This window comes from Streptomyces roseus, assembly GCF_001044425.1.
Lineage (GTDB): Bacteria > Actinomycetota > Actinomycetes > Streptomycetales > Streptomycetaceae > Streptomyces > Streptomyces roseus.
Genome location: NZ_LFML01000022.1, coordinates 23,493 through 48,619, shown reverse-complemented (window position 1 = coordinate 48,619; position 25,127 = coordinate 23,493). Strand labels below are relative to the sequence as shown.

The window sequence follows — 25,127 nt, the reverse complement described above, 5'->3', positions numbered from 1 at the left end:
GCCGGCGCGTTCACCGTGCGGCCGTCCGGCGGCCGCCTGCGGACGGGGCGCACGGTGCATACTGCGACGGGTGACGCACGTACGCCTTCGCCATCCGTATCTGGACCACCCTGCTCCGATCCCCTTCGCGCACCGGGGAGGTGCCGCGGACGGACTGGAGAACACCGCCGCCGCCTTCCGGCGGGCAGCCGACGCGGGCTACCGGTACTTCGAGACCGATGTGCACGCGACCGCCGACGGGAAGCTGGTCGCCTTCCACGACTCCACCCTCGACCGGGTCACCGACGGGCAGGGCCGGATCGCGGAGCTGACCTGGAGCAAGGTCCGCGAAGCGCGGGTGGCGGGCACCGAGCCGCTGCCTCTGTTCGAGGAGCTCCTGGAGGAGTTCCCCGAGGCCCGCTGGAACATCGACATCAAGTCCGAGTCGGCCCTGCACCCGCTGGTCAACCTGGTCGCGCGGGCGGGCGTCTGGGACCGCGTGTGCGTGGGCTCGTTCTCGGAGAGCCGGGTGGCCCGCGCCCAGAAGATCGCCGGCCCCCGGCTGGCGACCTCGTACGGGGTCCGCGGGGTGGTCGGCCTGCGGCTGCGCTCGTACGCGATCCCGGCGGCCTTGCGGGTCGGGGCGGTGGCGGCGCAGGTTCCGGAGACCCAGGCGGGCATCCGCGTGGTCGACAGCCGGTTCGTACGCACCGCGCACGAGCGCGGACTCCACGTGCACGTGTGGACCGTGAACGAACCGGAACGCATGGAGGCGCTGCTCGACCTGGGAGTCGATGGCATCATGACCGACCGGATCGACATCTTGCGCACGGTGCTGGACCGGCGCGGGGCCTGGGCCTGACCGCCCGTACGGCCGCCGCGTCCGGCGGGGCGGCCGCGGCGGTACGGGGACCAGCGAGGGGGCACTCATGAGTGCGCAGACCACAGAAGAAGCGGAACCGGGCGCGGAGGACGGCAGAGCCGTCGCGGCGGCGGCCCGCAAGCGCGAGCAGCACGGCTGGTACTTCTACGACTTCGCCTGCTCGGTGTACTCGTCGACCGTGCTGACGGTGTTCATCGGCCCGTACCTCACGGCGATGGCCGAGGCCGCCCAGGACGCCCGGGGGTTCGTCCACCCCCTGGGCATACCGGTCCGGTCCGGCTCGTTCTTCGCGTACGCCGTCTCGGTCTCGGTGATCGTCGCGGTACTGGCGATGCCGCTGGTGGGAGCGGCGGCGGACCGTACGGGCCGCAAGAAGCCGCTGCTCGCGGCGGCCGCGTACACCGGCGCCGCGGCGACCACCGCGATGTTCTTCCTGGGCGGCGACCGCTACCTGCTGGGCGGCGTCCTGCTGATCCTGGCGAACGCCGCGATGTCGGTGTCGATGGTGCTCTACAACTCCTACCTGCCGCAGATCGCGGAGCCGCAGGAGCGCGACGCGGTCTCCTCGCGCGGCTGGGCGTTCGGCTACACGGGGGGCGCGTTCGTCCTGATCCTGAACCTGGTCCTGTTCCAGTCGCACGATTCCTTCGGGGTCTCCAAGGACGCGGCGGTGCGCATCTGCCTGGCCTCGGCGGGCCTGTGGTGGGGCGCGTTCACGATCATCCCGCTGCGCAGGCTGCGGGACCGGGCCGTGGTCCGGGCGGGCGTCGGCCACGCGCCCGCCGGGTCGGGGTGGAAGCAGCTCGTCGCCACGCTGAAGGACATGCGGCGCCACCCGCTGACGCTGTCGTTCCTGCTGGCGTACCTGGTGTACAACGACGGGATCCAGACCGTGATCTCGCAGGCGTCCGTGTACGGCAAGCAGGAGCTGAAGCTGGAGGACTCGACGCTGATCACGGCGGTGCTGCTGGTGCAGATCCTCGCGGTGGCGGGCGCGATGGCGATGGGCCGGCTGGCCGTGTCGTACGGCGCGAAGAAGACCATCCTCGGATCCCTGGTGGCCTGGACCGTCACGCTGGCCGCCGGGTTCTTCCTGCCGGCGGGCGCGCCGGTGTGGTTCTTCGCCCTCGCGTCGATGATCGGGCTGGTGCTCGGCGGCAGCCAGGCCCTGTCGCGTTCGCTCTTCTCGCACCTGGTGCCGGTGGGCAAGGAGGCCGAGTACTTCTCGGCGTACGAGATGAGCGATCGCGGGGTGAGCTGGGTCGGACCGCTGGTGTTCGGCCTGACGTACCAGGTCACGGGCAGCTACCGGCAGGCGATCATCTCGTTGGTGGTCTTCTTCGCACTGGGTTTCGTGCTGCTGGCGCGAGTGCCGGTGCGGCGCGCGGTGGAGGCGGCGGGGAATCCTGTTCCCGAGCGGATCTGAGCGGATCCGCGAGGCGCTCCGGAGGAGGTCGGACGGCGGGCGGGACCCGGATCTTCATACGAATTCCGAACGGATTTCGACGTTGAAGCGAAGGGCCGGTAGTGTACGCCTTTGGCCTGCCAGCCGGACCGTTACTGCGCGCTGAAGAACTGAAGACGTTGGGTGACATCTGCTGCCAGATGTGACAAAACGGGCACTGGTGGGTACAACAAGGGGCGGCACGACGGGCGACGCATCACCCGGAGCGGGAATCTATACCGCCGACCGGACGTTGACCGGATGACGACGACAGCGACACCTGTCCTGTGGGCGACAAGCCCGGGAGGCACGATTCATGAGTGAGCGAGCTCTCCGCGGTACGCGGCTCGTGGTTACCAGCTACGAGACGGACCGCGGCATCGATCTGGCCCCGCGCCAGGCGGTGGAGTACGCATGCCAGAACGGACATCGATTTGAGATGCCGTTCTCGGTTGAGGCAGAGATTCCGCCGGAGTGGGAGTGCAAGGCGTGCGGCGCCATGGCTCTCCTGGTTGACGGGGACGGGCCCGAAGAGAAGAAGGGCAAGCCCGCGCGAACGCACTGGGACATGCTCATGGAGCGGCGCACCCGCGAGGAACTGGAGGAAGTGCTGGCCGAGAGGCTGGCGGTCCTGCGTTCCGGCGCCATGAACATTGCCGTGCATCCGCGGGACAGCCGCAAGTCCGCCTGACAGCCGGACGTCCCGAAGCACAAGCCGAGGGCCCCCGCCACGAACTGTGGCGGGGGCCCTCGGCTTGTTCCGTCGTGTTCCGTCCCTACGGGGATGCGGGGCGCCGGCGGCCCTCAGGGCGCCAGCGGCGGCCGGTACCCGGCGTCGCGGCCCGGCTGCTGCGGCTGCTGGGGCCCGTCCTCCCGGATGACCTCGCCCTGGACGACCTTACCGTCGGGGTAGTGGATCCGGGCCTGCTGGAAGGCGTCACCGAAAGTGCCTGCCGGGGCCACGGCCATCTGGCGCTCCAAGGAGCCGGTCAGGCGCCGGCTGGTCCACGCCCGGACGGGCGGGATCAGGAGGAGCAGGCCGACCGCGTCGGAGAGCAGGCCCGGGAGGATCAGGAGCAGCCCGGCCAGCATCGTGAGGCCGTTGCCACTGCCGCCGCCCGACTGCGCCTTCGCTCCCCGGGAGGTGGGCTGCTGCCCCTGCTGTGCCTGCTGGAAGGTGTTCGTCAGGTTCCTGAAGGCCCGCCGCCCCGCCCGCTTGATGACCATGACGCCGAGCACGATCCCGCCCGCGAGGAGCGCCGCGACGGTCAGACCGCCGGCCGCGCCGGCGACCAGGCTCAGCAGCCAGATCTCCAGGATCAGCCAGGCGGCGACCGCCGGCGGAAGGAAGGTGCGGACGCGCGAGCGCCGTCGGGGGGTCGTCGAAAGGGGAACGCCGGTCGTCATACCACCCAGTGTGCCTGGGGCGGCATAAAAGCTGCCTCAGCCGGAGGTACCGGACATCCCTTAGGGGGTGCGGGCGGGGCCGCCGCCCGCGCTCTTGGGCTTGTCGTGGCCGGTCAGCTTCGCCGCGTGGCCCTTGAGCCCCCACTGGGTGACCCGCCACAGGGCCTCCACGACGATGTCCTTGCTCATCTTGCTGTCGCCGAACTCCCGCTCGACGAAGGTGATGGGCACCTCGACGACGCGGAACCCCTGGCGCACGGCCCTGCGGGCCAGGTCGACCTGGAAGCAGTAGCCCGCGGAGGCGACCTCCTCCAGGCCCAGCCCTTCCAGGGTCTCGCGGCGGAAGGCCCGGTAGCCGCCCGTCACGTCGCGGATCGGGACGTCCAGCATCAGCCGGGAGTACACCGAGCCGCCGCGCGAGAGGAACTCTCGGCTCTTGGGCCAGTTGACCACCCGGCCGCCCGGCACCCAGCGCGAGCCGAGGACGAGGTCGGCGCCGGCCAGCGCGGTGAGCAGCCTGGGCAGTTCCTCCGGCTGGTGGGAGCCGTCGGCGTCCATCTCGACGAGCACGCCGTAATCGCGCTCCAGGCCCCAGGCGAAGCCCGCGAGGTAGGCGGCGCCGAGCCCCTCCTTGCCCTTGCGGTGCAGGACGTGCACGTGGTCGTCGCCGGCCGCCAGCTCGTCGGCCAGCTTGCCCGTGCCGTCGGGGCTGTTGTCGTCGGCGACCAGGACGTGCGCCTCGGGCACCGCCGCGCGCACGCGGCCGACGATCGGGCCGATGTTCTCCGCCTCGTTGAAGGTCGGGATGATCACCAAAGCCGTGCCGAGCGGTCCCTGCCCTCGCTGTCCGCCGTCGCTCACTGGGTCCGCCTTCGTCTTCTTGTACGTCCGTCTCAGAGGATGACTTTAGAACAGTGGCCGGGGCCCGCGGTCCTTCGGGCCGGTCCCGCTCCCGCTGGCTGCGGGTCGCCGTGACCGTTGTCTACTGGACCGCGGGCCCCGGCCGGGGCCACCCTCCCCCGAGATCCTGCGGAGCAGGGGGGACCACCGTCCCGGCGAAACCTTCCCTCGCCCCCGAGGCGCGGGCGCGCTGAGCAGACGGATCCGCCCGGTCCGGACGTCCGGTGGTGGACCCGGCCGAACCTATCCGGGTCGAAGCGCCGGTACCGAACCGAGGCCGACCGGATCACCCCTGTGGCCGTACGAATACCTCCCGCCCGCCGACCACGGTCGCGAGGCACACGGGCAGATCGCGGCCCGGGGTCAGGTCGGGCAGCCCGGGCGTCCCCGAACGGGGGTCCGTGGACCAGCGGGCGACCCGGTCGTCGGGGGCCTGGACCACCAGTTCGGCGGTCTCCCACAGCGCGTAGTCGGCCGGGGCGCCCGGGACGAGCACCCCCGCGCCGTCGCGGCCCAGGGCCCGCCAGCCGCCCCGGGTGTGGGCCGTGAAGGCGGCCCGTACGGAGATCCGGTGCTCGGGGGTGCGGTGGAAGGCGGCCGCTCGGACGGTGCCCCAGGGGTCGAAGGGGGTCACCGGGGCGTCGGAGCCGAAGGCGAGCGGCACCCCGGCCTTGAGCAGGGCGGCGAAGGGGTTGAGCGTACGGGCGCGCTCCGCGCCCAGCCGGTCGGCGTACATGCCGTCCTCGCCGCCCCAGGCCGCGTCGAAGGCGGGCTGCACGGAGGCGGTGAGGCCGAGGTCCGCGAAGGCGGCGATGGTGGCCGGGGTCATCATCTCGGCGTGCTCGACGCGGTGCCGGGCGGCGCGGACGCGGGCGAGGCCGACCTTCTGGGCGGCGGCGCGCACCCCCTCGACGACGGCGGTGAGGGCGGCGTCGCCGATGGCGTGGAACCCGGCCTGGAGCCCCGCCTCGGTGCACGCGGCGACGTGCGCGGCGACCTCGGCCGCGTCGAGGTAGCCGGTGCCGGTGTGGCCGGCGTCGGCGTAGGGGGCGTGCAGGCAGGCGGTGTGGGAGCCGAGGGCGCCGTCCACGAAGAGGTCCCCGGCGGCGCCGATGGCGCCGAGTGCCGTGGCCTGTTCGAGGTCCGTGTCCGCCCAGTAGCCGAAGACGCGGGGTCCGGGCCGCTCGCGGGCGAGGTTCAGGAGGTCCGCGAAGTCCTCGGGGGAGGAGATGTCGGGACCGCCGCACTCGTGGACGGAGCCGATGCCGAGGGAGGCGGCCCGGTCGAGGGCCGCCCGCTGGGCCTCGGCGCGCTGGGCGGGGGTCACCGCGGCCAGGGCGGCCCTGCGGACGGCGTGGTGGTCCTCGCGGGTCAGCGGCTCGTCGCCGCGCACGGAGACGGCCGGGACGAGGTCGAGCAGGGCGGTGGTGACGACGGCGGAGTGCACGTCGATGCGGCTGAGGTAGAGCGGGCGGCCCGCGGCGGCCTCGTCGAGCTCCTCGCGGCGGGGTGCGCGGCGCTCGGGCCAGCGGGAGGCGTCCCAGCCGTGGCCGAGGAGCACCCGGTCTGCGGGGCGGCGGGCGGCGTACGCGCGCACCAGCCCGAGGGCCTCGGCGAGGGAGGCGGCGCCGGTGAGGTCGAGCCCGGTGAGGGCGAGGCCGGCGGAGGTGGTGTGGACGTGCGCGTCGGTGAAGGCGGGGGTGACGAGCGCGCCGCCGAGGTCGACGACCTCGTCGACGCCCTGCGCGAAGGCGTCTGCGGCGCCTTCGGAGCCGACCCAGGCGATGTGCCCCCGCTCGACGACCATCGCGGTGGCGAAGGGGTCGGCGGGGCTGTGCACCTCGCCGCCGCGCAGGAGGACGGTCCGTTCGGATGCGGGGGCTCCGGCGGCATCGGCGGAGCTGGCGGTGCGGTCTGTCATGCCCTCAGTTTCGCGGGTCCGCCGCCCCGCCTCGACCGCGCCCCCCGGGGGTGCGGCGCCCCGCGTGTCACACGCGGGGCGGGCGGGCCTCGTACGGGGTGGACAGGACCACCGTGGTGCGGGTGGAGACGTGGGCCAGGGCGCGCAGGCGGCCCAGGAGGTCCTCCAGCTCCAGCGGGGTGGCGACGCGCACCTTGAGGATGTAGTTCTCGTCGCCCGCGACGCTGTGGCAGGCCTCGATCTCCGGTACGCCGGCCAGCCGGTCGGCGATGTCGTCCGGCGCGCTCGGGTCGAAGGGCTTCACGGAGATGAAGGCCGTCAGGGGCAGCCCCACGGCTTCGGGGTCGACGACGGCCGCGTACCCGCGGATCACTCCGCGCTGCTCCAGACGGCGTACTCGCTGGTGGACCGCCGACGTGGACAGTCCCGTGGCCTTGCCCAGGTCCGTGTAGCTCATCCGCCCGTCCCGCACGAGCAGATCCACGATCTGGCGGTCCAGCTCCTCCATTGCGCTCATAGCCGCTCAACCTAAGGCCCAAGGGCGCTCCAGGCACAGTGCTGTCCGCCCACAAGGGGCACCTGCGGCAGGCATGTGACCAAGGCCACAGGGGTATGCAGGCGTACGGCGGGATGTTGTGGTTACTCGTGCCGCGCGGAGGGAAGTGCTTGCTGTGGCCGAGGCCGTGGAAACTGCCCGCCCGGCCCACCCAAGGGGGAGTACATCCATGCTGAACACCAAGCGCGCCGGTCGCACCGAACCGGAGCCCCTGGAATTCGTCGACGCCGAGGACGGTGAGTACCTCGAAGACGCCGACGGGTTCGACGGCTTCGAGATCCACCACGCGATCTGCCCGGACTGCGGCCAGTCGATCGCCCTCGTCGCGGACGAGGAGTTCCTGCCGGAGCACGCGCTCTGCCTGACCCCGTGGAACCCGTTCGGGCTCACGGTGTGCGCGGGCACGGGCCGTCCCGCCTCCGACGCGCTGCCGACGGTCGGCGCGGGCCCGGTGGAGCCCCAGGAGCTGGAGGTCGTGCTGCTGGACCTGCCGCAGGGTCTGGACTGGCGGACGCAGCCCTTCTCGCACGTCGGCGGTCCCGGTTCGCGTCCCGTGCGGATGCCGGCGCCGGCGCTGCTGCCGCAGATGCGACAGCAGCACGCGCAGGCCGCCTGACGGTCCGGGGCGCTGCCGCCGGACCTCTTACCAGTACGTGCCCTGCACCATCGCCCGGAGGCTCGCGTGGTGCAGGATCAGGCCATCCGGATCCGCGGGGAGCTCGACCTCCCCGAAGTGGGCCTGCCGGTAGGCGATGCGCAGCATCACGATCCCGTGCCGCAGAGCGGCGTACAGGGTGTGGAACTCCATGTCCCGCGGGGTGTGACCGGTGAGTTCGGCGTACCGGCGCTCGATGTCGGCGCGGCGCAGGAAGTCGGGCAGGCCGCTCTGGCCGAAGCCGACCGTCAGGTCCTGGAAGAAGCGGTGGAGGTAGACGGTCCAGCCGAGGTCGACCTCGCGCGGGGCGTACGCCGCCATCTCCCAGTCCAGGACGGCCACGGGCTCGAATCCGTCGGCGCGGTAGACGACGTTGCCGATGCGGGCGTCCCCCCAGTTGAGGACGGACGGCCCCTCGTCCGCGGGCCACAGCTCCTCCAGACGTGCGAAGGCCCGCTCCAGCAGCGGGGAGGGTACGAGCCCCTCGACCACCCAGGCGTAGTAGGCGCGTTGGGCGTCGACGTGGCGGCGCAGCGGGCTGCCGGAGCCCTCGGGCAGGAGGAACTCGGCTTTCTCGGCGGGGAACTGGTCGTGCAGCCGGGCCAGCAGGGAGATGCTCGCCTCCTGGAGCTCGGCGCGTTCGGAGTCGCTCGCGGAGTGCAGCCAGTTCCCCTCGTACGTGTAGGGCATGACGTCGGGCGGGACCCGGCCCTCGGCGCGGGCCATGACGAAGAAGGGCGCGCCGAGCGGCGCGGGGTCCCGCTCCAGCCAGAGCACGCGGGGGACGGGCAGGTCGGTGTGGGCGCGGACCAGGCTCATCACGCGGTGCTGGCGGGGCATGTCGTACGTGGGGAACACCGTGTAGGCGGCCGGGTCGGCGGCGAGGCGCAGGGCGCAGCCGCGGACGGGGGTGTCGGGGTGCTCTATGCCGAAGAGCAGGGTCTCGCTGGACATGCCGTTGGACGCGGGGACGCGGACGCCCGTGACCTCGGCGCCGGGGAGTTCGGTGTCGAGCCAGGCGGCGAGGCGCCGGCCGAGTTCCTCGGGTTCGCGGGTGGAGGTGCGCGGGCGGGGTGCCGGTGCTGCCATGACTTCCCCTTCCTTCTCTTGGCTCGTGCGGTCGCGGGGCGTCGCGGGGGCCGGTACGGGGCTGTGACGGGGTCTGGTACGGGAGCTGTAACGGAGCCCGGTGCGGGGGCTGTTACGGGGCGACCGAGCCGTAGTCGGTGAAGCCGCTGGGGTCGTGGCGGCCGAAGCTGCCGTGTTCGAAGATGCCGAAGCCGGTGCGCCCGTCGAGGGTGAAGCGTGCGGAGTGGTCGGTGACGCCGAAGGCGGCCATGGGGTGGGCGGTGGGGTCGGAGAGGTCGTAGACGCGGCGGTCGGTCCAGCCGCGCCCCTGCCAGCTGCCGTGCTGCCAGTCGGAGGCGGGCGGGTAGCCGGCGCCGACGGCGAGGGGCGAGGAGTTCAGGATCTCGACGCCGAGTTCGAGTGGTTTGCGGGCGGGGTCGGCGAGGTGGACGACGGCGCTCTCGGGGTGGCGGGTGCCGGGGCGGTAGCGGATCTCGGTCTGGGGCCAGCCGAGCTGCACGTCGTGGCGGCCGCTGTCCTCGGGGAAGACCTGGACGGCCTCGCTGAGGGTGCGGTGGCCGTCGGCGTCCTCCTGGGCGATGACCATGAGGAAGCGGTCCTCGAAGCGGACGGGTATCCAGAGCCAGTGGAAGCCCTCGGGCCGGTGGTCCTCGGCGGCGCGGCCGCCGTCCTCCCCGGTGATGGGGCGCACGCCCCAGCTGCGGTCGCGGGTGCCGGTCCACTCGCCGGGGGTGAGGGCGTACTCCTCCCCCTTGGCGCGGAGGGTGCCGGTGACGTGGCCCGCCTGGACGAAACGGCGGCCTTCGAGGATGAGCCGGTCGCCGCGCCGCTGGACGTGGTGCGGCTCCCAGACGGCGGGGAACTCGGCGGTCCACGTGAGGTCGTACGAGAGCCCCTCGGGGTCGGCGGGGTCGGGATCGCAGCGCAGGGTGATCCGCTTCAGGGGTTCGTCGACGGTGATCCGCAGCGGGCCGACGGAGAGGTTCATGCGGTCGTCGGTGAGAGCGTCTGAGGCGCGGACGGCGAGGAGTTCGTCGCCGGTGCGCAGGGTGGCATAGGCGTCGATGACCCCGGCGTTGGGGTAGACGCCGAGGCCGAGGATGAGGACGGCGCGGCCTGCGTGGTCGAAGACGTGGAAGATGCAGCGGTCGTAGGCGTTCCGGTCACCGGTGACCAGGTGCTTCATCGACAAGGGCGCCTGGTGGACGGGGTATTCGTCGAGGGGCACGGGTCGGTCCGCGGGCATGGCAAACCTCCAGGGGCGGCGGGCTCGGGCGGATATGACGGTACGTCAGATACTGGGCTCGGGGCCAGGGTTCTGTCACTCCCTGACACCCCGGCACGTCTGGCCACGTGGGCGCCGCGGCTCGCCGGGGCGGCGTCTGGACGGCCGACCGCGCCACGGCCCCTTACGAGCGCCCCGGCGCACGGCGGCGGGGACATCTCGAACGGATACCCGGAGGGCGGCGGCGGTTACCCGTTCCTCGCGTGGGGCGTTGGCCCGGTATGACCACCCTCGAAACCCCTGGGACAAGAGCGGGAAGGCGGCGGCGTCCGGCGCCGCCCGGCTACGAAGAATCGGTTCCGCGCCAGGAAGAATCGGTTCCGCAGCGGCAGCCGGACCCACCGATCTACCACGCGCTGCTGACCCGTTGGGCCGCCGACGGACGCACCCTGCCGGGCCGCCGCGATCCGGAGTGGTCCCGGGTCGCCACCTCCCCGATCTGGCCCACCGGCCCGCTCTGCGGCGGCGGCCAGTAGGTGGTCCGCAGGGCGGGCGGGGGGAAGCGGCTCCTGGGAGCGGTCGGACATGACCCGGCGCACTCCCGGTGCGCTCCCCGTGCCGCCTCGCCGGGACCGGCGCCGGGCCGCACCCTGGGCGCATGACGGACCCGAAGCGGCTCCTGGCCGATTTCTGGCGCGACGGCTTTGCCGTCGTGCCCCCGATGACCCCGCCCGAGATCTGGGGACCCCTGACCGGGGAGCTGCCCGCCGTCCTCGCCGAGGAGGGACCGCAGCGGTTCTTCGAGGAGGACGGCACGACCGTGCGCGCCGTCCACGGACTCCACCGCAGAGGCGGTCCCTGGCAGGCGCCGGCCGAGGCGTCACCGGTGACCGAGCCGGCCCGGCTGCTCCTCGGCGAGGACATGTACGTGTACCAGTGGAAGGTCAATCCGAAGGCGGCCCGGCGCGGCGACCGCCGGCAGTGGCACCGGGACTTCGACTTCTGGCGGGCCGCCGAGGGGATGCGGCGCCCGGCGGCGCTCACCGCCACCGTCTTCCTCGACGACGTCACCGAGGAGAACGGGCCGCTGCGCATGATCCCGGGCACGCACACCGACCGGCCGGCCGACGCGGCGCCCTCGGGAAGCGAGGGGTGCGACGGGACCGAGGGGTACGACGGGACCGAGGGGATCACCGGCGGCGGGGCGGGCGGGGGCGGCTGGGCCCGGATCACGTCGAGCCGCAGCGCCTACGCGCTTCCCGACCCCTCGACCGAGGAGCTCGCCCGCACCCGGGGGGTCCACGAGGCCACCGGCCCGGCCGGCACGGTCGTGTTCTTCCACGGGAATCTGGTGCACAGCTCGGGCCCGAACCGCTCCCCGCACACCCGCACCCTCGCCCTGATCAGCTACAACGCGGTGTCCAACGCCCCGCCGGCCGATCACCCCGCCGCCCGCCGGGACCTCTTCGTCAACCACGACGCGAAGCCGCTGCGGGTCGGGGACGGGTAGGGCGGGAGGCCGCCGGGCCGCCCCTGGCCCGGCACCGCGCGGGGCCTGGCCCGGCCCCGCGCGGTGCCGACGTCAGTGCGACTCGGGACCCGCCAGGTGGCGGGCGATGACCATGCGCTGGATCTGGTTGGTGCCCTCCACGATCTGGAGCACCTTCGCCTCGCGCATCAGGCGCTCCACCGGGAAGTCTGCCGTGTAGCCGTAGCCGCCGAGGATCTGGACGGCGTCGGTGGTGACGGCCATCGCCGCGTCCGTGCAGAACAGCTTCGCCATCGCCGCCTGGCGGGAGAACGGCTTGCCCGCGTCGCGCAGCCGCGCCGCCGCCAGGTACAGGGCCCGGCCCGCCTCGATCTTGGTCGCCATGTCGGCCAGCATGAAGCGCAGGCCCTGGAAGTCGGCGATGGGGTGCCCGAACTGCTTGCGGTCCAGGGCGTACGTGAGGGCCTCGTCCAGCGCGGCCTGCGCGACGCCGATGGCGCAGGCGGCGATGCCCAGGCGGCCGGCGTCCAGGGCCGCCAGCGCGATGGTGAAGCCCTGGCCCTCCTCGCCGATGCGGCGGGTGTCCGGGACGCGGACCCCGTCGAAGTGCAGCTGGGCGGTGGGCGAGCCCTTCATGCCCATCTTCTTCTCGGGGACGGCGGCCGTCAGGCCCTGTGCGTCCCCGGGGACCAGGAAGGCGGTGATGCCCTTGGGGCCCTCGCCGCCGGTGCGTGCGAGGACGGTGTAGAAGTCCGCGACCCCGCCGTGGGTGATCCAGGCCTTGGTGCCGGTGATGATCCAGTCGTCGCCCTCGCGCACCGCCTTGGTGGTCAGCGAGGCCGCGTCGGAGCCGGAGGCGGGCTCGGAGAGGCAGTAGGCGCCGAGCAGGCCGCCGCCGAGCATGGCGGGCAGATGGGCCTTCTGCTGCTCCTCGGTGCCGTATCCGGCCAGGCCGTGGCAGGCCAGGGAGTGCACGCTGACGCCGAGCCCCACGGTCAGGCGGGCCGCCGCGAGCTCCTCCAGGACCTGGAGGTAGACCTCGTACGGCTGCTCGCCGCCGCCGTGCTCCCCGGCGTACGGAAGACCGAGCAGGCCTGCTTCGGACAGCAGGGTGAAGATCGCGCGCGGGAACTTCCCGGCGTCCTCCTCGTCGGCGGCCACGGGGCGGATCTCCCGCTGGGCGATCTCTCGTACGAGTGCGAGCAGATCCCGGGACTCCTCGGTGGGCAGCTGACGGTCCACCGGCTGCGGGGCGCGGTCAGTCATGGCGGCGCTCTCCTCCCTCATCGGGCACGGCGGCGGCACGTGAGGTGTGGGACGGGCCGCCGGGTCTCGGTGCTTCACACAGCCGATACTGCCCTCCCGGATCACGGAAGCGGCAGATCAGTGGCTGCGGGCGGCTTGAGTATGCCCGATCAGGGTCGTCCCGTCACCGCGGCAAGATCACCCGCGGTCTCGAACGCCTCTTCGGGAAGGGGCGGCGGGGGACACTCCGGGACGAACTCCCCGATCACCGTCAGGGTCGCGCGCAGCTGGCGGACGAGAAGGGCCCCGAGGCGCTCCCGGCCGGGCTGCCGCGCGCCGCATTCCGCATCCGCGTCCGTCCCCGATTCCACCTGGGCCTCAGCGGCCAGAGCGCCGATCCACTCCAGCGTGGTCCCCTCGACCCCGGAGAGCCAGCCCACGAGCGCGAGCCGGGCGAGCGGCGGGATGACCCGGCTCCCGTACGCGCCCTCGGCGATGGTGGCCACCAGCTCCTCGCGTACCGCGTCGCGGATCGCGAGCACCTCGGCGTCGGAGCCCACTCCCCCGGTGACGATCGTGCGGTAGGCGGCCTGGTGGTGCTCGGCGTAGTGGAGGTAGCCGTCGATGGTGCGGCGCACCCGCTCGACCTTGGGCAGGTCCGGCTCCCCGGCGGCGCGGGCGACGAGCTCGGCCACCGAGTCCCCGACGATGGCGAGGTAGTAGCCGCGCTTGCTCTTGAAGTAGTAGTAGATCAGCCCCTTGGCGACGCCGGCCTGCTTGGCGATGTCGTCCATGGAGAGCGCGTCGTACGAGGTGTCGGCGAACAACTTGCGCCCGATCGCTATGAGTTCGGCCCTGCGAACCTGCGAACGCCCGCTCGCGCGACGCTGTTGACTAATATTCAAATTCGGCCCTAGCCTCGAACTGCCACAGGATGCCCGCAGTATGGCAGACCTGTCTCGAGCACTTCCCCTGCGCACGGACGACGTACGGGAGGCACTTCCATGAGCACTAACAGCGACACGGACAGGGCCGGCGAACCGCCCTCGGACCCGGTCGGCAGGCGCGAAGGCCGGGTGCGCTGGCGGAAGTCGGCCGCCGTGGCGGTGCCGGCGGTCCTCGCCGTCGGTGCGATGGCCGTGGTCATGGCGCAGGGCGCGCTCGCCGCGTCGTTCGCCGTCTCCGGGACCGCCTTCCAGGTCTCCTCGTCGAAGCTGAGCAGCAAGGGCCTCGCCTCGTACGTGCAGACGGACCGCTCCGTCGACGGCAAGGGGCATCCGGTCGCGCTGCTCGGCATAGGCGAGGCCACGCTCGCCGACATCTGCCAGGCCGCCGAGGTGCAGACCCCGCTGGGCACGGTGGTCTTCAAGCTGACGGCGGGCGGCGCGGCCGGGGAGGTCACGGCCAGCAACCTCGTCATCGACGGCGAGGACCTCGACGGGGACGCGACCTTCGGCACGGCGCAGATCGGCCGGGACGCCTCCACCCTCGACCGGGTGGACGGGGTCAGGGGGGAGCCGGGGAAGTTCGGGCTCCAGGCCGGGGACATCGAGGTGGTCGGGGTGAGATCGCACGCCTGGTCCGCGACCGGCGGGAACTTCCGCCTGAAGGGCATGCGCCTGAGCGTGGGCCTGGACGGCGAGAAGTGCTTCTGAGCCGCCCCCGGCCGCCGCTCGCCTTCTCCCGGCAGCGGCGCCGGCTGCGCGCCTGGCGCCGGACCCGGCCGTTCTGGGGCGGACTCCTGGTCGTCCTCGGCGGGGCGGAGCTGCTGCTGGTCCCGCTCTCCCCGCTGACCGTGCTGGTGAGTCTGGGGCTCGGCGGGATCGCGGCGATCGGGATCGGCGCCGCACTGGTCGTGGCGGGCCTGTTCCTGTGGTTCCTGCCGCAGGCACGGACGTACGTCTCCGTCCACGCGCTGCTGCTGTCGGTGCTGTCGTTCCTGGCGACCAACCTGGGCGGGTTCCTGGTCGGCATGCTGCTCGGGATCACCGGGAGCGCGCTGGCCTTCGGGTGGACGCCGCTCCCGGACGCGGCCGCCGACGGGGAGGACCCGTACGGGCACCGGCCGGGCGGGACCGGCCCGCGGGCGCTCGCCGCCGTACTGCCGGTGCTGCTGGCGGCCGTACTGGCGACGGGGGCCCCGCCCGCGAGGGCGGCGGCCGCCCCGCAGGGGCCGCCGACGGCACCCCGGACTCCCCCGACGGTCACCACTTCGCTCTTCGCCCCGCAGGGCTTCGCCTTCGCGGGGGTCGGCGAGGTCGCGACGGCCGACGGGCCGCTGAAGGTGCTGGTGCTGAAGATGCGGGCGGCCTCGCTGACCGACTACCGGCTGCGCACCCGCGACGGCCGCGAGGAGTACGGGCTGGCCGCCGGCTCCCTGGAGCTGCGGGGCAACGTGACCTTGTACCTGACGAAGTTCAGCGGCTGCATCGAGGGGCTGCTGTGCGTCACCTTCAGCCCGGAAGGGCTGCCCGCTCCCCCGGTGATCCCGCCGTTCGTCTTCATGACGCGGGTCAGCGCGGAGCAGGCGCTGGTCACCTCGGACGTGATCGTCACGGACGGCCTGCGGCTGGAGGCCTCGTAGGCGCGCCGCGCCCGGAGGCCCCGCACACCCCTACGGGTCCGTCGCGCGCGGGCCCGCGGGTCAGAGCCAGCCGACCTGCGTGACGAACATGGCGACGACGACCACCAGCGTCCAGCCGAGCACGTGCTCAAGCCACGTGGAGTGGTCCTTGGGGCCACCGGTGCCGACGAGGCTGCGGGCGCGGGCGGTGAGGGAGGCGCTGTGTGCGGTCATGCCGTCCAATGTGACAGCGTTCGCGGCTTTCGCGGTAGAGACGGCCGTCACTCGTGGCGCGTATCACGTGCCCCCGGCATGCCACCGGGCCCCGGCCGGCTCGCGGTCGGGGCCCGGCGCGTACGGGTCGTACGGGCTGTACGCGTCGTACGGGGCGTGCGGGTCAGGCGGTGCGGTTGCGGCCCGCCATGCCCGCCATGGCGAGTGCGAGCAGCAGCGCGACGGCGCCGGTGATGACGTTGCTGAGCACACTGCGGGTGGTGCTGACGTCACCGGCGATGACCCAGGGAGCCACGATCGTCCAGGCTCCGATGGCGACCGCCGTCCAGGCCATCGCATGGGTGCGCTCGTACGCGGAGCCGAGTCCGCTCATGCACAGGCAGTACGCCACGCCGGCGATCAGGTTGTTGACCGCCAGAGAGCCGAGTCCGCTGAACCCGGCGATCCAGGGCGAGGCCGCCAGGTACAGGCCGGTGATGAGGGCCAGCGCCTCCACGGCCTGCGCGGCGGGGGTGCTGGTGACCCGCTCGAACCGGGAGCGCATCTCGGCGAGGTCGGGGTGGTGTTCGATGCTGTGGGTGGTCATGGCGGGCCGCCTCCTGTAGAAGCCTTATGTGCCCTTTATGGCTTTATGTTCCGCTTATCTGCGCCCGCGGTCAACGGGTGTGTGCCGCATGTCCGCTGCATGCCGGTCACAGCACTCCCACGGCCCGCAGGGCCGCGATCTGGACGGCGCTCGGCCGGGCCGGGGCGTACAGGTAGCAGACGCCTCCGGAGCCGGACGCAACCTTCCCCGCGGCATTCGTACGCTTCGTCCGCAGCCAGGCGTTCTCCCACTCCCGGCGCCTGTACACGCGGCGGACGGCCGTGTCGTCGGGCGAGTTCGGGTCGTTGGCGACCACGTCCCCGGCGGCGGTGAAGCCGACGACGGTCATCAGGTGGCCCGCCGTCCCGTAGCCGGCTCCGGTGAGCTCCTCAGCGCGGAAGGACAGCGAGGTGATCACCGGGATGCCGGAGCCGATCAGGGTCTCCACGTCCGCGAGGGAATGGAGCCGGGTCACCACCCCGGCGAGATCGGTGTACGTGGCGGCGTACGCGGCGTTGAAGGACCAGTTGCCGCAGCCCTTGTACGCGCTGTCGTAGGTGGACCGGGCGGCGTGGCAGACCTGCGGATCGGGGTAGCGGGCATCCACCCAGGCCAGGTCCCCGGCGGCCGGCTTGCGGCCCCAGTACTCGATGGTCATCTGGGAGGAGGTGGGGCTGCACCAGGCCTCGCCGCCGTTGTCGTACTGGGGGTAGTGGCCCTTGTGGAGCTCCTGCGAGTAGCGGGGGACCTTCAGTTCGCGGGCCTTGCCCACGGGGGCGCAGGCGGGGACGGTGAACCGGTCCGGGACGTCGGAGACCATGGCCCCGGCCAACCACACCGTCGGGGTCAGGGCGGCGCCGGGCTTGCGGTGGAGGGTCAGGCGCAGCTGCCAGTCGGCGATCCGTACGCCGTTGGCCTTCGCGGGCGCGTCGACGGCGAGCGTGTCGGTCCACACGGTGGTGCTGCCGTCGCTCTGGCCGTCCACGGAGGTGCGGCGCACGTCCCCGTCGCCGGAGGCCCAGCGGCCCATCACGTACCAGGGGCCGACGGCCCCGCTGCCGTACGTGGCGCGCAGTTCGATCTGGATCCAGGTGCCCGCCGGGGTGTGGGCGTTCCAGGAGGCGACGGCCTCGGTCCCGGGTACGGAGGAGCGGTACACCGGGGAGGTCCAGACCGCGTACTCCCAGGTCGCCTTCTTCGCGGTGTGCGGGTCGGTGTACTCGGTGCGGCCGGCCGGGATGTCGATCACCAGGCCGGGGCGGGAGCCGGCGAGGGCGGCGGTGCCGTGGTGCGTGCCGGCCAGCCAGTGCGCGTACGAGTACCAGAACCGGTTGTCGACCGCCCTGGCCGCGGCTTCGCCCGGCGCGTCCCCGGCGCGCTCCGCCTCACCCCGCGGGCCGTCCTCCCCGCGGGTGGCGGCCGCCGAGGCGCGGCCACCGGGGACCGCCGCGGCGGCGGTCGCGGCGAGGGCGAGGGCCAGCAGGGCCCGGCGTGGCGTGGGTGCGGTCATCGGCGTGGCCCCCAAGGGTCGGTGCGGCGGGTCGGTCCCCCACCCTTCCAGTTCCCGTCCGCCCGGGGGCGAAGCCACGACCCCGCGTCGGGGTGACGTGGGACCTTCGCAGGCCAGGGCCCTACTCTGGCCGGGTGGAGCCTCAGCCGTCACCCCCGTCACCCCCGTCGCTCGGGTCGCTCGCGCGCGAGCTCTCCGCCCTGCCGCCCTCGCTGGGTCCGGTCCGGCTGATCGCCGTCGACGGGCACGCCGGGTCGGGCAAGAGCACGTTCGCCGGGCTGCTCGCCGAGGCGCTGGGCGGGGCTCCGGTGCTGCACCTGGACGACATCGCCACTCACGAGGAGCTCTTCTCGTGGGTGCGGCGGCTGCGCGCGCAGGTGCTGGAACCGCTCGCCGCCGGCCGGGCGGCCCGCTGGACCCCGTACGACTGGGTGGAGCGGCACTTCGGCCCCGAGCGGGTGCTGGAGCCGGTTCCGCTTCTGCTGATCGAAGGGGTCGGGGCCGGGCGTCGGGCGCTGCGCCCGCATCTGGCGCGACTGCTGTGGATGGAGACCCCGCGGGTGCAGTCCTGGGGGCGCGGGCGAAATCGGGACGGGCGTGAACTTTCCGACTTCTGGGACGGATGGGAGCGCGCGGAGCTCGCGCACTTCGCGGATGATCCTTCGCGCCCCTTCGCCGACACTTTGGTACGCCAGAGCGGTACGGGATACGAGTGGACTTCCGGGACGGATGCGACAGCCGGAAGGGCCTCTTCGCTCACTCAAGGTGACGAATTCCCCCGGGCCTGAGCCGCTCGGCGCATCCGCCCGCGCGGGCCCGTACCGACGTGCTTGACCTGGCCCCCGCACCGGCCTTACGTTCTCAATGCGCGGTCTTTCCAGGCCGCAGCGGACGCGAAGCCCCCGATTGTTCCCCCGTGATCGGGGGCTTCGTTCTGCCCCGGGCCGTTTCCCCACCGGCGCCGCGCGGGCCCGACCACCCCGAAACCTTCACCCTGAGTCACCTCGCGCGCCCCTGGTGCGCCTGCGACCGGTGCCCGCCGCACCCTACGTATGGTGCCTGGCCGCAGGTACGATGCACCCCTGATTTCATCGGCGCGGTGGACAACTCGCGGGCGCACCGCGGGGGTTGCCGTGCACCACGGGGGCAGGCTTGTGGGGGATGTGATGGATTTCGGCACGCCGGGCACGCACGCCCCGGCCGAACTCGCCTGGCTGCGCGGGGTGGACGCCTGCACCATGGGCGCCTATCCGCAGGCCGAGGAGGAGTTCCGGGCGGCCGTACGACTGGATCCCTCGATGGCCGACGCGTGGCTGGGCCTGCACGCGCTCCGGGTGGACACCACGAACGCCTTATTGCGCATGTACGCCTACCGCGACCGCTTCGGCGAGCAGCGGGCCCGCCACCGGCGGACGCTGAACTCCTGGTACTGGCTCGGCTGGTGGGTCCAGCCGGTGCTGGAGAGCCGGCGGGACCTGCTGCTGGCCCACGCCTCGCACTGGCTGGACGGCCGGCACGTCCCCGAGCTGGACCAGGCGCTGGCCGCCCTGCCGCCGGTGGACGCCGACGCGCAGGTGCGGTTCCTGCACGCCTGCCGCGCCTACCTGGTCAAGGACTGGGAGCAGCTGGTGCGGCACACCGAGCCGCTGGTGGACGATCCGCTGCTCGGGATCGAGGCGGGCCTGTTCGGCGGGATGGCCCGGGTCCGCCTGGAGATGTACGGGCAGGCCGAACCGATGCTCTCGGCGGCGCTGATGCGCTGTCGCAGCGAGCAGCCGCAGCGCAAGGAGCTGCGGTACTGGCTGGCGCGGGCGCACGAGGGCACCGGGCGCAGCGCGGCGGCCCTGCCGCTGTACCGGGCGGTGCACCGGGTGGACCCGGCTTTCATGGACACCGCCGCCCGGCTGACGGCGATCGAGGACAGCGACTACGTCGACGGGGCCGACGGGTACGCCGGATACGCCGCTTCCGGCTACGAGGGGTACGTCGGCCACGATCTGTCCCCCGTCGGCGGGGACTTCGCGGCGGTGGCCCTCGGCGGCGGCCCCGTCCAGGACATCGCGGCGGACGGACAGGCGGAGCCGGATCCGCTGATGGCGCCGGATCCGGATCCGCGGTTCGGGGCGCCGGGCACGGGCCGGGTGGAGGGCGTGCGCCGCAAGGTGGCGGTCCCGCCGCAGACGGCCCCCGGCGGACTGCCGGCGGGGCCTGCCGATCCGGAACTGCTCGCCGCGGCGCTCGCGGAGCTGGAGCGGATGGTGGGCCTGGAGCCGGTGAAACGGCAGGTGAAGGCGCTCTCCGCACAGCTGCACATGGCCAGGCTCCGGGCCGGGCAGGGGCTTCCGGTGCAGCCTCCGAAGCGGCACTTCGTCTTCTCCGGGCCCTCGGGCACCGGCAAGACCACGGTGGCGCGGATCCTGGGCCGGGTCTTCTACGCACTCGGGCTGCTGGGCGGGGACCACCTGGTGGAGGCCCAGCGGGCGGACCTGGTGGGCGAGTTCCTCGGGCAGACGGCCGTGAAGGCGAACGAGCTCATCGATTCCGCGATCGGCGGGGTGCTCTTCGTGGACGAGGCGTACAGCCTCTCCAACACCGGGTACAGCAAGGGCGACGCGTACGGGGACGAGGCCCTCCAAGTACTGCTGAAGCGCGCCGAGGACAACCGGGACCACCTGGTGGTCATCCTGGCCGGCTACCCGGCGGGGATGGACCGGCTGCTGGCCGCCAACCCGGGGCTGTCCTCGCGGTTCACGACCCGGGTCGACTTCCCCAGCTACCGGCCGCCGGAACTGACCGCCATCGGCGGGGTGCTGGCGGATGCCAACGGGGACTGCTGGGACGAGGAGGCCCTGGACGAGCTGCGCAGCATCAGCGGGCACGTGGTCGAGCAGGGCTGGATCGACGAGCTGGGCAACGGCCGCTTCCTGCGCACGCTGTACGAGAAGAGCTGCGCGTACCGCGACCTGCGGCTGGCGGGCTTCCCCGGCGAGCCCTCCCGCGACGACCTGGCGACGCTGCGGCTGCCGGACCTGATGCAGGCCTACGGGGAGGTCCTGTCGGGCCGGGGCCCGCAGGACCGCGACCGGCCGGAGCCGCCCCCGATGTAGCGCCGGCGCCGCCGCCCCGCGGGGGTTTCGCGGGGCGGCGGCGGCTCACGCTCCGGCGCGGCTGGTCTGGCGGGGTCCCGGACGGCGGGCCGGGACGCGGTGCGCGGGATCGCGTACCTCGCCGACCAGCATCTCCAGGACGTCCTCCAGGGCGACCAGGCCCAGCACCCGTCCGGCCGGGTCGGCGACCTGGGCCAGATGGGTGGCGTCCCGGCGCATGACGCTGAGCGCGTCGTCCAGCGGGAGGGTGGCGGACAAGGTGGTCATCCGCCGCCAGACCCGCTGGGGAACGGCCCGCTCCCGGTCCTCCAGGTCCAGGACGTCCTTCACGTGCAGGTAGCCCATGAAGGCGCCGTTCTCGGAGCGGACCGGGAAGCGGGAGTAACCGGTGCGGACCGTCAGCTGCTCGATCTGGCGCGGGGTGGCCGAGGGGCCGACCGTGACGAGCCGGTCCCGGGCGAGCAGGACGTCGGTGACCGGGCGGCTGCCCAGCTCCAGGGCGTCCTCCAGGCGCTCCTGCTCCCCCGGCTCCAGGAGCCCGGCCTGCCGGGAGTCCTCGACGAGCCGGCCGAGCTGCGCGCTGGTGTAGACGGCCTCGACCTCGTCCTTGGGCTCCACCTTGAACAGGCGGAGCACCAGGTGCGCGCAGGAGCCCAGCGCGCTGGTCACGGGCCCGCACAGCCGGGCGAAGGCCACCAGGCCCGGGCTGAACCAGAGGGCGGTCTTCTCGGGCGCCGCCATGGCCAGGTTCTTCGGCACCATCTCGCCGATGACCAGGTGCAGGAAGACGACGGCGGCGAGCGCCACCGCGTAGCCCAGCGGGTGGATCATGCCCTGCGGGACGTGCGCCGCGTGGAAGAGCGGCTCCAGCAGGCGGGCCACCGTCGGCTCGGCGACCGCGCCGAGGGTCAGGGAGCAGATGGTGATGCCGAACTGGGCCGCCGCCATCATCCGCGGCAGGTTCTCCAGGCCGTACAGCACCTGGCGGGCCCGCTTGGACTCCTTGGCGAGCGGCTCGATCTGGCTGCGCCGTACGGAGACGAGCGCGAACTCGGCACCGACGAAGAAACCATTGGCCAGGACCAGGAGCAGGGCGAAGAGCAGTTGGAGGGCGTTCATCGGCCGGCGCCTTCCAGCTGTGCCGACGGGGCCGACTGGTTCGGCTGCGGCGTCCTCGCGTCCGGGGAGACCTGCCGGCCGGGCCCGGACACGCGCCCGCCCGCATCGATCCGGACGGTCGCGCGGGCGGCCTCGGGGCCGGTCCCGTGCGCGGCGGCGGGGACGGTGCCCTGCCGGACCAGCCGGACGCGTTCGGCGCGGTTGCGGCCGACCTGGCGTACGGAGAGCTTCCAGCCGGGCAACTCGGCCCGGTCCCCGGGGGCCGGAATCCGGCCCAGCAGGTCGGCGACGAGGCCGGCGACGGTCTCGTACGGGCCTTCGGGCACTTCCAGGCCTATCCGGCGCAGGGTCTGCACCCGGCAGCTGCCGTCGGCCTCCCAGGAGGGCCGGCCGTCCTCGGCGGGCACGGCGGCCAGCTCGGGGCTCTCGTCCTCGGCGAGGTCGTGCTCGTCGCGGACCTCTCCGACGAGCTCCTCGACGATGTCCTCCAGGGTGACCACCCCGGCCGTGCCGCCGTACTCGTCGACGACGACGGCCATCGGCTGCTCGCTGCGCAGCCGCTCCAGCAGCGGCTGCACCGGCAGGGAGCCGGGCACCAGCAGCGGGGCGACGCAGATCCGGCTCACGGTGGTGCGGGTGCGCTCGGACTCGGGCACGGCGAGGGCGTCCTTGAGGTGGACGACCCCGGTGACCTCGTCGATGCGCTCCCGGTAGACCGGGAAGCGGGACAGCCCGGTGGCGCGGGTCAGGTTCAGCACGTCGGCCGCGGTGGCCGTGTGCTGGAGGGCGCTGACCTTCACCCGGGGGGTCATGACGTGCTGGGCCGTGAGCTCGCCCAGCGAGAGGGTCCGTACGAAGAGGTCGGCGGTGTCCTGTTCGAGGGCGCCGGCCTGGGCCGAATGACGGACCAGGGAGACCAGTTCGCCGGGGGTGCGGGCGGAGGCCATCTCGTCGGCCGGCTCCACGCCGAGCATCCGGACGAGCCGGTTGGCGACGGCGTTGAGGGCCGCGATGACCGGCCGGAAGGCTCGGGAGAAGACCTGCTGCGGGCCGGCCACGAACCGGGCCACCTGCAGCGGCCGGGAGACGGCCCAGTTCTTCGGGACGAGCTCGCCGACGACCATCTGGACGGCGGAGGCGAGCAGCATGCCGATGAAGACGGCGATGCCGGAGACGGCTCCCGCCGGCAGGCCGGTGGCCGCGAGCGGCCCCGTCAGCAGCCCGGCGAGGGCCGGCTCGGCGAGCATGCCGACCACGAGGGAGGTGATGGTGATGCCGAGCTGGGTGCCGGAGAGCTGGAAGGACAGCTCCCGCAGGGCCTCGACCACCGTGCGGGCACGGCGGTCGCCCTCGGCTGCGGCGCGTTCGGCCTCGGGCCGTTCCACGGTGACGAGGCCGAATTCGGCCGCCACGAAGAAGCCGTTGGCGAGGATCAGGGCGAATGCCGCCACGAGCAGAAGTAGCGGGATGGTCATGCCGCCGCCTCCGTGGGGAGGGCGGCGCGGGTACTACCGGACGATCCGTCCATTGCTGGAGGGAGTCACTCCTCAAGTCGCAGGTGCCCGCGGGCCTCGGGGTCCCGGGGCCGGTGGGGGGCGCATGGCTGCGCCCGCCACCAGGGTAGTCACTGAGATCGCCGCCGCAATGGGACGCAGCGGCCGACCGTGGCTCCGGTGCTTCGCACGAGAGCCGCTCAAGGCCCGTTCCGGGCCGGTTCCCCGGCTGTTCGCCGGGTGTTCGAGCTTCCGCCGTCCGGAGTCCGCGGGGGGACGTCCGTGCGGACCGGCTCCTAAGGGGTGTCGGGCCCGGTTCCCCGGGCTTCGGCGAGCGCGCGCAGCGCGCGGGCGTCGCCGATGGCCTGCTGCCTGGCCACGCCCGGCTGGATGCCGAGGGCGGGCAGGCTCGTACCGTCGCTGAGGTCCAGGAACACCCACGGGTCGCCCGGGCGGAGGTTCACGCGCAGGATCTGCGCCCACTCCAGGCGGCGGGTGCTGGTCAGGTTCACGACGGTGACGCCCGCCTCGTCCGCGACCACCTTGGGGCGGCTGAGCAGGACGAGTACGGACGACAGGAGGACGGCGGTGAGGATGAAGCTGAGCCGCTCCCCCGGGCCGAGGTTCTCCAGCAGCAGGGCGATCGCCGTGATGGTGGCGAACATGGCGAGCCCGACGCCCAGCAGGACCGCCCGGGTGCGGGTCGGCCGGAAGGTGACCGGCAGGGCGGGCGGTGCGGGCTGGGCGGCGGACTCGGCCATGGTGCGGGAGATGCCTTCGGGAGGGGGTGTACGGATCACGGGGGCGGCCGGCCGTGTGGACGGCCGGGCCGGGTCAGAGGCGGCAGGCGTGGATCGAGGTGGTGAGGATCGCGCGCGCGCCGAGCTCGTACAGGTCGTCCATGATCCGCTGCGCTTCCTTGGCCGGGACCATCGCGCGGACGGCGACCCAGCCCTCGTTGTGCAGCGGGGAGATGGTCGGCGACTCCAGGCCCGGGGTGAGGGCGACGGCCCGCTCCAGGTGCTCGGCCCGGCAGTCGTAGTCCATCATCACGTAGCTGCGGGCCACCAGGACGCCCTGGAGGCGCCGCAGGAACTGCTGGGCCTGCGGGTTCTCGGCGTCGGCGCCGTTGCCGCGGATGACCACGGCCTCGGAGGTGAGGATCGGCTCGCCGATGACCTCCAGGCCGGCGTTGCGCAGGCTGGTGCCGGTCTCGACGACGTCCGCGATGACCTGGGCGACGCCGAGCTGGATGGCGGTCTCGACCGCGCCGTCCAGGTGCACGACGGAGGCGTCGATGCCCTGCTCGGCGAGGTGCTTGGCGACGATTCCCTCGTACGAGGTCGCGATCGTCATCCCGGTGAAGTCCTCGGGGCCCTTCGCGGTGCCGGGCTTGGTGGCGTAGCGGAAGGTGGAGCGGCCGAAGTTCAGCGGGAGGATCTCCTCCGCGCTGGCGCCGGAGTCCAGCAGCAGGTCACGGCCGGTGATGCCGATGTCCAGCTTGCCCGAGGCCACGTAGATGGCGATGTCCTTGGGGCGGAGGTAGAAGAACTCCACGCCGTTCTCGGGGTCGAGGACCACGAGCTCCTTGGACTCCTTGCGCTGGCGGTAGCCGGCCTCATGGAGCATCGCCGACGCCGCTCCGGAGAGTGAACCCTTGTTGGGGACGGCGATGCGCAGCATGGGGCTTCCTTCAGTGCGTGGAGTGCGAAAGGTGTGGGC

General features: G+C 73.1%; 24 protein-coding genes. 9 read left to right on the top strand and 15 right to left on the bottom strand.

Annotated elements, in window-relative coordinates; all coding sequences use genetic code 11:
- Positions 1 to 70 precede the first annotated feature (70 nt).
- The 3 genes from ACS04_RS06305 (at position 71) to ACS04_RS06295 (ending at position 2,997) form a co-directional block, all read left to right on the top strand.
- Positions 71 to 841 (top strand): glycerophosphodiester phosphodiesterase family protein, encoded by a 771-nt coding sequence (locus tag ACS04_RS06305; protein WP_048475518.1) that lies wholly within the window; start codon positions 71 to 73, stop codon positions 839 to 841.
- Positions 842 to 908: 67 nt separating this feature from the next.
- Entirely contained in the window at positions 909 to 2,288 is a 1,380-nt protein-coding gene (locus ACS04_RS06300) for an MFS transporter (RefSeq protein ID WP_048475517.1), read from the top strand.
- A 334-nt stretch (positions 2,289 to 2,622) separates the two neighbouring features.
- Positions 2,623 to 2,997, top strand: coding sequence for an RNA polymerase-binding protein RbpA (locus ACS04_RS06295; protein ID WP_007262928.1), 375 nt, complete (start codon positions 2,623 to 2,625; stop codon positions 2,995 to 2,997).
- A gap of 113 nt (positions 2,998 to 3,110) precedes the next feature.
- Here ACS04_RS06295 and fxsA read toward each other — a convergent pair whose 3' ends face one another.
- From fxsA to ACS04_RS06275, 4 genes are all read right to left on the bottom strand, one after another.
- Positions 3,111 to 3,713, bottom strand: coding sequence for an FxsA family membrane protein (gene fxsA / locus ACS04_RS06290; protein ID WP_048475516.1), 603 nt, complete (start codon positions 3,711 to 3,713; stop codon positions 3,111 to 3,113).
- A gap of 60 nt (positions 3,714 to 3,773) precedes the next feature.
- Positions 3,774 to 4,574 carry a polyprenol monophosphomannose synthase gene (locus ACS04_RS06285; RefSeq protein WP_048475515.1) on the bottom strand — a complete coding sequence of 267 codons (801 nt, stop codon included), beginning with the start codon at positions 4,572 to 4,574 and terminating at the stop codon, positions 3,774 to 3,776.
- A 325-nt stretch (positions 4,575 to 4,899) separates the two neighbouring features.
- On the bottom strand, positions 4,900 to 6,534 hold the full coding sequence (locus tag ACS04_RS06280) for an amidohydrolase (protein ID WP_048475514.1): 1,635 nt from the start codon (positions 6,532 to 6,534) through the stop codon (positions 4,900 to 4,902).
- Between the two features lie 67 nt (positions 6,535 to 6,601).
- Positions 6,602 to 7,042, bottom strand: a complete 441-nt coding sequence (locus ACS04_RS06275; protein ID WP_030011705.1) for an Lrp/AsnC family transcriptional regulator — start codon at positions 7,040 to 7,042, stop codon at positions 6,602 to 6,604.
- Between the two features lie 217 nt (positions 7,043 to 7,259).
- Between ACS04_RS06275 and ACS04_RS06270 the strand changes: the two genes are divergently transcribed.
- Positions 7,260 to 7,706, top strand: coding sequence for a hypothetical protein (locus ACS04_RS06270; protein WP_048475513.1), 447 nt, complete (start codon positions 7,260 to 7,262; stop codon positions 7,704 to 7,706).
- A gap of 27 nt (positions 7,707 to 7,733) precedes the next feature.
- Here the strand turns inward: ACS04_RS06270 and ACS04_RS06265 are convergent, their stop codons facing one another.
- Together ACS04_RS06265 and ACS04_RS06260 are read right to left on the bottom strand one after the other, a co-directional pair.
- The gene (locus tag ACS04_RS06265) at positions 7,734 to 8,834 is read right to left on the bottom strand and encodes a phosphotransferase family protein (protein WP_048475512.1); all 1,101 of its coding nucleotides are present in this window, start codon (positions 8,832 to 8,834) and stop codon (positions 7,734 to 7,736) included.
- A gap of 112 nt (positions 8,835 to 8,946) precedes the next feature.
- Positions 8,947 to 10,080 (bottom strand): Rv3169 family protein, encoded by a 1,134-nt coding sequence (locus ACS04_RS06260; RefSeq protein ID WP_048475511.1) that lies wholly within the window; start codon positions 10,078 to 10,080, stop codon positions 8,947 to 8,949.
- A 637-nt stretch (positions 10,081 to 10,717) separates the two neighbouring features.
- On the opposite strand from ACS04_RS06260, the gene ACS04_RS06255 reads away from it, so the two are divergent.
- The gene (locus ACS04_RS06255) at positions 10,718 to 11,569 is read left to right on the top strand and encodes a phytanoyl-CoA dioxygenase family protein (RefSeq protein ID WP_048475510.1); all 852 of its coding nucleotides are present in this window, start codon (positions 10,718 to 10,720) and stop codon (positions 11,567 to 11,569) included.
- A gap of 72 nt (positions 11,570 to 11,641) precedes the next feature.
- Here ACS04_RS06255 and ACS04_RS06250 read toward each other — a convergent pair whose 3' ends face one another.
- Both ACS04_RS06250 and ACS04_RS06245 read right to left on the bottom strand, forming a co-directional pair.
- Positions 11,642 to 12,814 carry an acyl-CoA dehydrogenase family protein gene (locus tag ACS04_RS06250; protein ID WP_048475509.1) on the bottom strand — a complete coding sequence of 391 codons (1,173 nt, stop codon included), beginning with the start codon at positions 12,812 to 12,814 and terminating at the stop codon, positions 11,642 to 11,644.
- A 149-nt stretch (positions 12,815 to 12,963) separates the two neighbouring features.
- A complete protein-coding gene (locus ACS04_RS06245; protein WP_048475508.1) occupies positions 12,964 to 13,698 on the bottom strand; it encodes a TetR/AcrR family transcriptional regulator in 735 nt (244 codons plus the stop codon).
- A 99-nt stretch (positions 13,699 to 13,797) separates the two neighbouring features.
- Here ACS04_RS06245 and ACS04_RS06240 point away from each other — a divergent pair, with 99 nt between their 5' ends.
- Together ACS04_RS06240 and ACS04_RS06235 are read left to right on the top strand one after the other, a co-directional pair.
- On the top strand, positions 13,798 to 14,448 hold the full coding sequence (locus tag ACS04_RS06240; protein WP_048475507.1) for a DUF6230 family protein: 651 nt from the start codon (positions 13,798 to 13,800) through the stop codon (positions 14,446 to 14,448).
- Complete coding sequence (locus ACS04_RS06235; RefSeq protein ID WP_048475506.1) at positions 14,439 to 15,377, top strand: DUF6114 domain-containing protein; 939 nt, start codon at positions 14,439 to 14,441, stop codon at positions 15,375 to 15,377. Before ACS04_RS06240 ends, ACS04_RS06235 begins: the two co-directional genes overlap by 10 nt.
- A gap of 60 nt (positions 15,378 to 15,437) precedes the next feature.
- Here ACS04_RS06235 and ACS04_RS37340 read toward each other — a convergent pair whose 3' ends face one another.
- The 3 genes from ACS04_RS37340 to ACS04_RS06225 all read right to left on the bottom strand — a co-directional run bounded on the left by ACS04_RS37340 (position 15,438) and on the right by ACS04_RS06225 (position 17,686).
- Complete coding sequence (locus ACS04_RS37340; protein ID WP_107438546.1) at positions 15,438 to 15,590, bottom strand: SCO1431 family membrane protein; 153 nt, start codon at positions 15,588 to 15,590, stop codon at positions 15,438 to 15,440.
- A gap of 163 nt (positions 15,591 to 15,753) precedes the next feature.
- Entirely contained in the window at positions 15,754 to 16,176 is a 423-nt protein-coding gene (locus ACS04_RS06230; RefSeq protein ID WP_048475505.1) for an SPW repeat protein, read from the bottom strand.
- A 106-nt stretch (positions 16,177 to 16,282) separates the two neighbouring features.
- Positions 16,283 to 17,686 (bottom strand): peptidase C39 family protein, encoded by a 1,404-nt coding sequence (locus ACS04_RS06225; protein ID WP_048475504.1) that lies wholly within the window; start codon positions 17,684 to 17,686, stop codon positions 16,283 to 16,285.
- Positions 17,687 to 17,820: 134 nt separating this feature from the next.
- Here ACS04_RS06225 and ACS04_RS06220 point away from each other — a divergent pair, with 134 nt between their 5' ends.
- Positions 17,821 to 18,474 carry a uridine kinase family protein gene (locus ACS04_RS06220; protein ID WP_048475503.1) on the top strand — a complete coding sequence of 218 codons (654 nt, stop codon included), beginning with the start codon at positions 17,821 to 17,823 and terminating at the stop codon, positions 18,472 to 18,474.
- 378 nt (positions 18,475 to 18,852) lie between these two features.
- On the top strand, positions 18,853 to 20,793 hold the full coding sequence (locus ACS04_RS06215; RefSeq protein WP_048475502.1) for an AAA family ATPase: 1,941 nt from the start codon (positions 18,853 to 18,855) through the stop codon (positions 20,791 to 20,793).
- 45 nt (positions 20,794 to 20,838) lie between these two features.
- Here the strand turns inward: ACS04_RS06215 and ACS04_RS06210 are convergent, their stop codons facing one another.
- From ACS04_RS06210 to hisG, 4 genes are all read right to left on the bottom strand, one after another.
- The gene (locus tag ACS04_RS06210; protein ID WP_048475501.1) at positions 20,839 to 21,912 is read right to left on the bottom strand and encodes a hemolysin family protein; all 1,074 of its coding nucleotides are present in this window, start codon (positions 21,910 to 21,912) and stop codon (positions 20,839 to 20,841) included.
- Positions 21,909 to 23,387 carry a hemolysin family protein gene (locus ACS04_RS06205; RefSeq protein ID WP_245236298.1) on the bottom strand — a complete coding sequence of 493 codons (1,479 nt, stop codon included), beginning with the start codon at positions 23,385 to 23,387 and terminating at the stop codon, positions 21,909 to 21,911. The genes ACS04_RS06210 and ACS04_RS06205 overlap by 4 nt, the downstream gene beginning before the upstream one ends.
- 314 nt (positions 23,388 to 23,701) lie before the next feature.
- On the bottom strand, positions 23,702 to 24,166 hold the full coding sequence (locus ACS04_RS06200; protein WP_048475500.1) for a PH domain-containing protein: 465 nt from the start codon (positions 24,164 to 24,166) through the stop codon (positions 23,702 to 23,704).
- Positions 24,167 to 24,239: 73 nt separating this feature from the next.
- Positions 24,240 to 25,088 (bottom strand): ATP phosphoribosyltransferase, encoded by an 849-nt coding sequence (gene hisG / locus ACS04_RS06195; protein WP_048475499.1) that lies wholly within the window; start codon positions 25,086 to 25,088, stop codon positions 24,240 to 24,242.
- Positions 25,089 to 25,127 lie beyond the last annotated feature (39 nt).

Coding starts and splice junctions, on each gene's coding strand:
- ACS04_RS06205 (WP_245236298.1), bottom strand. CDS start 23,387: ATGACCATCCCGCTACTTCTGCTCGTGGCGGCATTCGCCCTGATCCTC.
- ACS04_RS06255 (WP_048475510.1), top strand. CDS start 10,718: ATGACGGACCCGAAGCGGCTCCTGGCCGATTTCTGGCGCGACGGCTTT.
- ACS04_RS06215 (WP_048475502.1), top strand. CDS start 18,853: ATGGATTTCGGCACGCCGGGCACGCACGCCCCGGCCGAACTCGCCTGG.
- ACS04_RS06300 (WP_048475517.1), top strand. CDS start 909: ATGAGTGCGCAGACCACAGAAGAAGCGGAACCGGGCGCGGAGGACGGC.
- ACS04_RS06275 (WP_030011705.1), bottom strand. CDS start 7,042: ATGGAGGAGCTGGACCGCCAGATCGTGGATCTGCTCGTGCGGGACGGG.
- hisG (WP_048475499.1), bottom strand. CDS start 25,088: ATGCTGCGCATCGCCGTCCCCAACAAGGGTTCACTCTCCGGAGCGGCG.
- ACS04_RS06225 (WP_048475504.1), bottom strand. CDS start 17,686: ATGACCGCACCCACGCCACGCCGGGCCCTGCTGGCCCTCGCCCTCGCC.
- ACS04_RS06295 (WP_007262928.1), top strand. CDS start 2,623: ATGAGTGAGCGAGCTCTCCGCGGTACGCGGCTCGTGGTTACCAGCTAC.
- ACS04_RS06260 (WP_048475511.1), bottom strand. CDS start 10,080: ATGCCCGCGGACCGACCCGTGCCCCTCGACGAATACCCCGTCCACCAG.
- ACS04_RS06200 (WP_048475500.1), bottom strand. CDS start 24,166: ATGGCCGAGTCCGCCGCCCAGCCCGCACCGCCCGCCCTGCCGGTCACC.
- ACS04_RS06280 (WP_048475514.1), bottom strand. CDS start 6,534: ATGACAGACCGCACCGCCAGCTCCGCCGATGCCGCCGGAGCCCCCGCA.
- ACS04_RS06210 (WP_048475501.1), bottom strand. CDS start 21,912: ATGAACGCCCTCCAACTGCTCTTCGCCCTGCTCCTGGTCCTGGCCAAT.
- ACS04_RS06230 (WP_048475505.1), bottom strand. CDS start 16,176: ATGACCACCCACAGCATCGAACACCACCCCGACCTCGCCGAGATGCGC.
- ACS04_RS06270 (WP_048475513.1), top strand. CDS start 7,260: ATGCTGAACACCAAGCGCGCCGGTCGCACCGAACCGGAGCCCCTGGAA.
- ACS04_RS06240 (WP_048475507.1), top strand. CDS start 13,798: ATGAGCACTAACAGCGACACGGACAGGGCCGGCGAACCGCCCTCGGAC.
- ACS04_RS37340 (WP_107438546.1), bottom strand. CDS start 15,590: ATGACCGCACACAGCGCCTCCCTCACCGCCCGCGCCCGCAGCCTCGTC.
- ACS04_RS06250 (WP_048475509.1), bottom strand. CDS start 12,814: ATGACTGACCGCGCCCCGCAGCCGGTGGACCGTCAGCTGCCCACCGAG.
- ACS04_RS06265 (WP_048475512.1), bottom strand. CDS start 8,834: ATGGCAGCACCGGCACCCCGCCCGCGCACCTCCACCCGCGAACCCGAG.
- fxsA (WP_048475516.1), bottom strand. CDS start 3,713: ATGACGACCGGCGTTCCCCTTTCGACGACCCCCCGACGGCGCTCGCGC.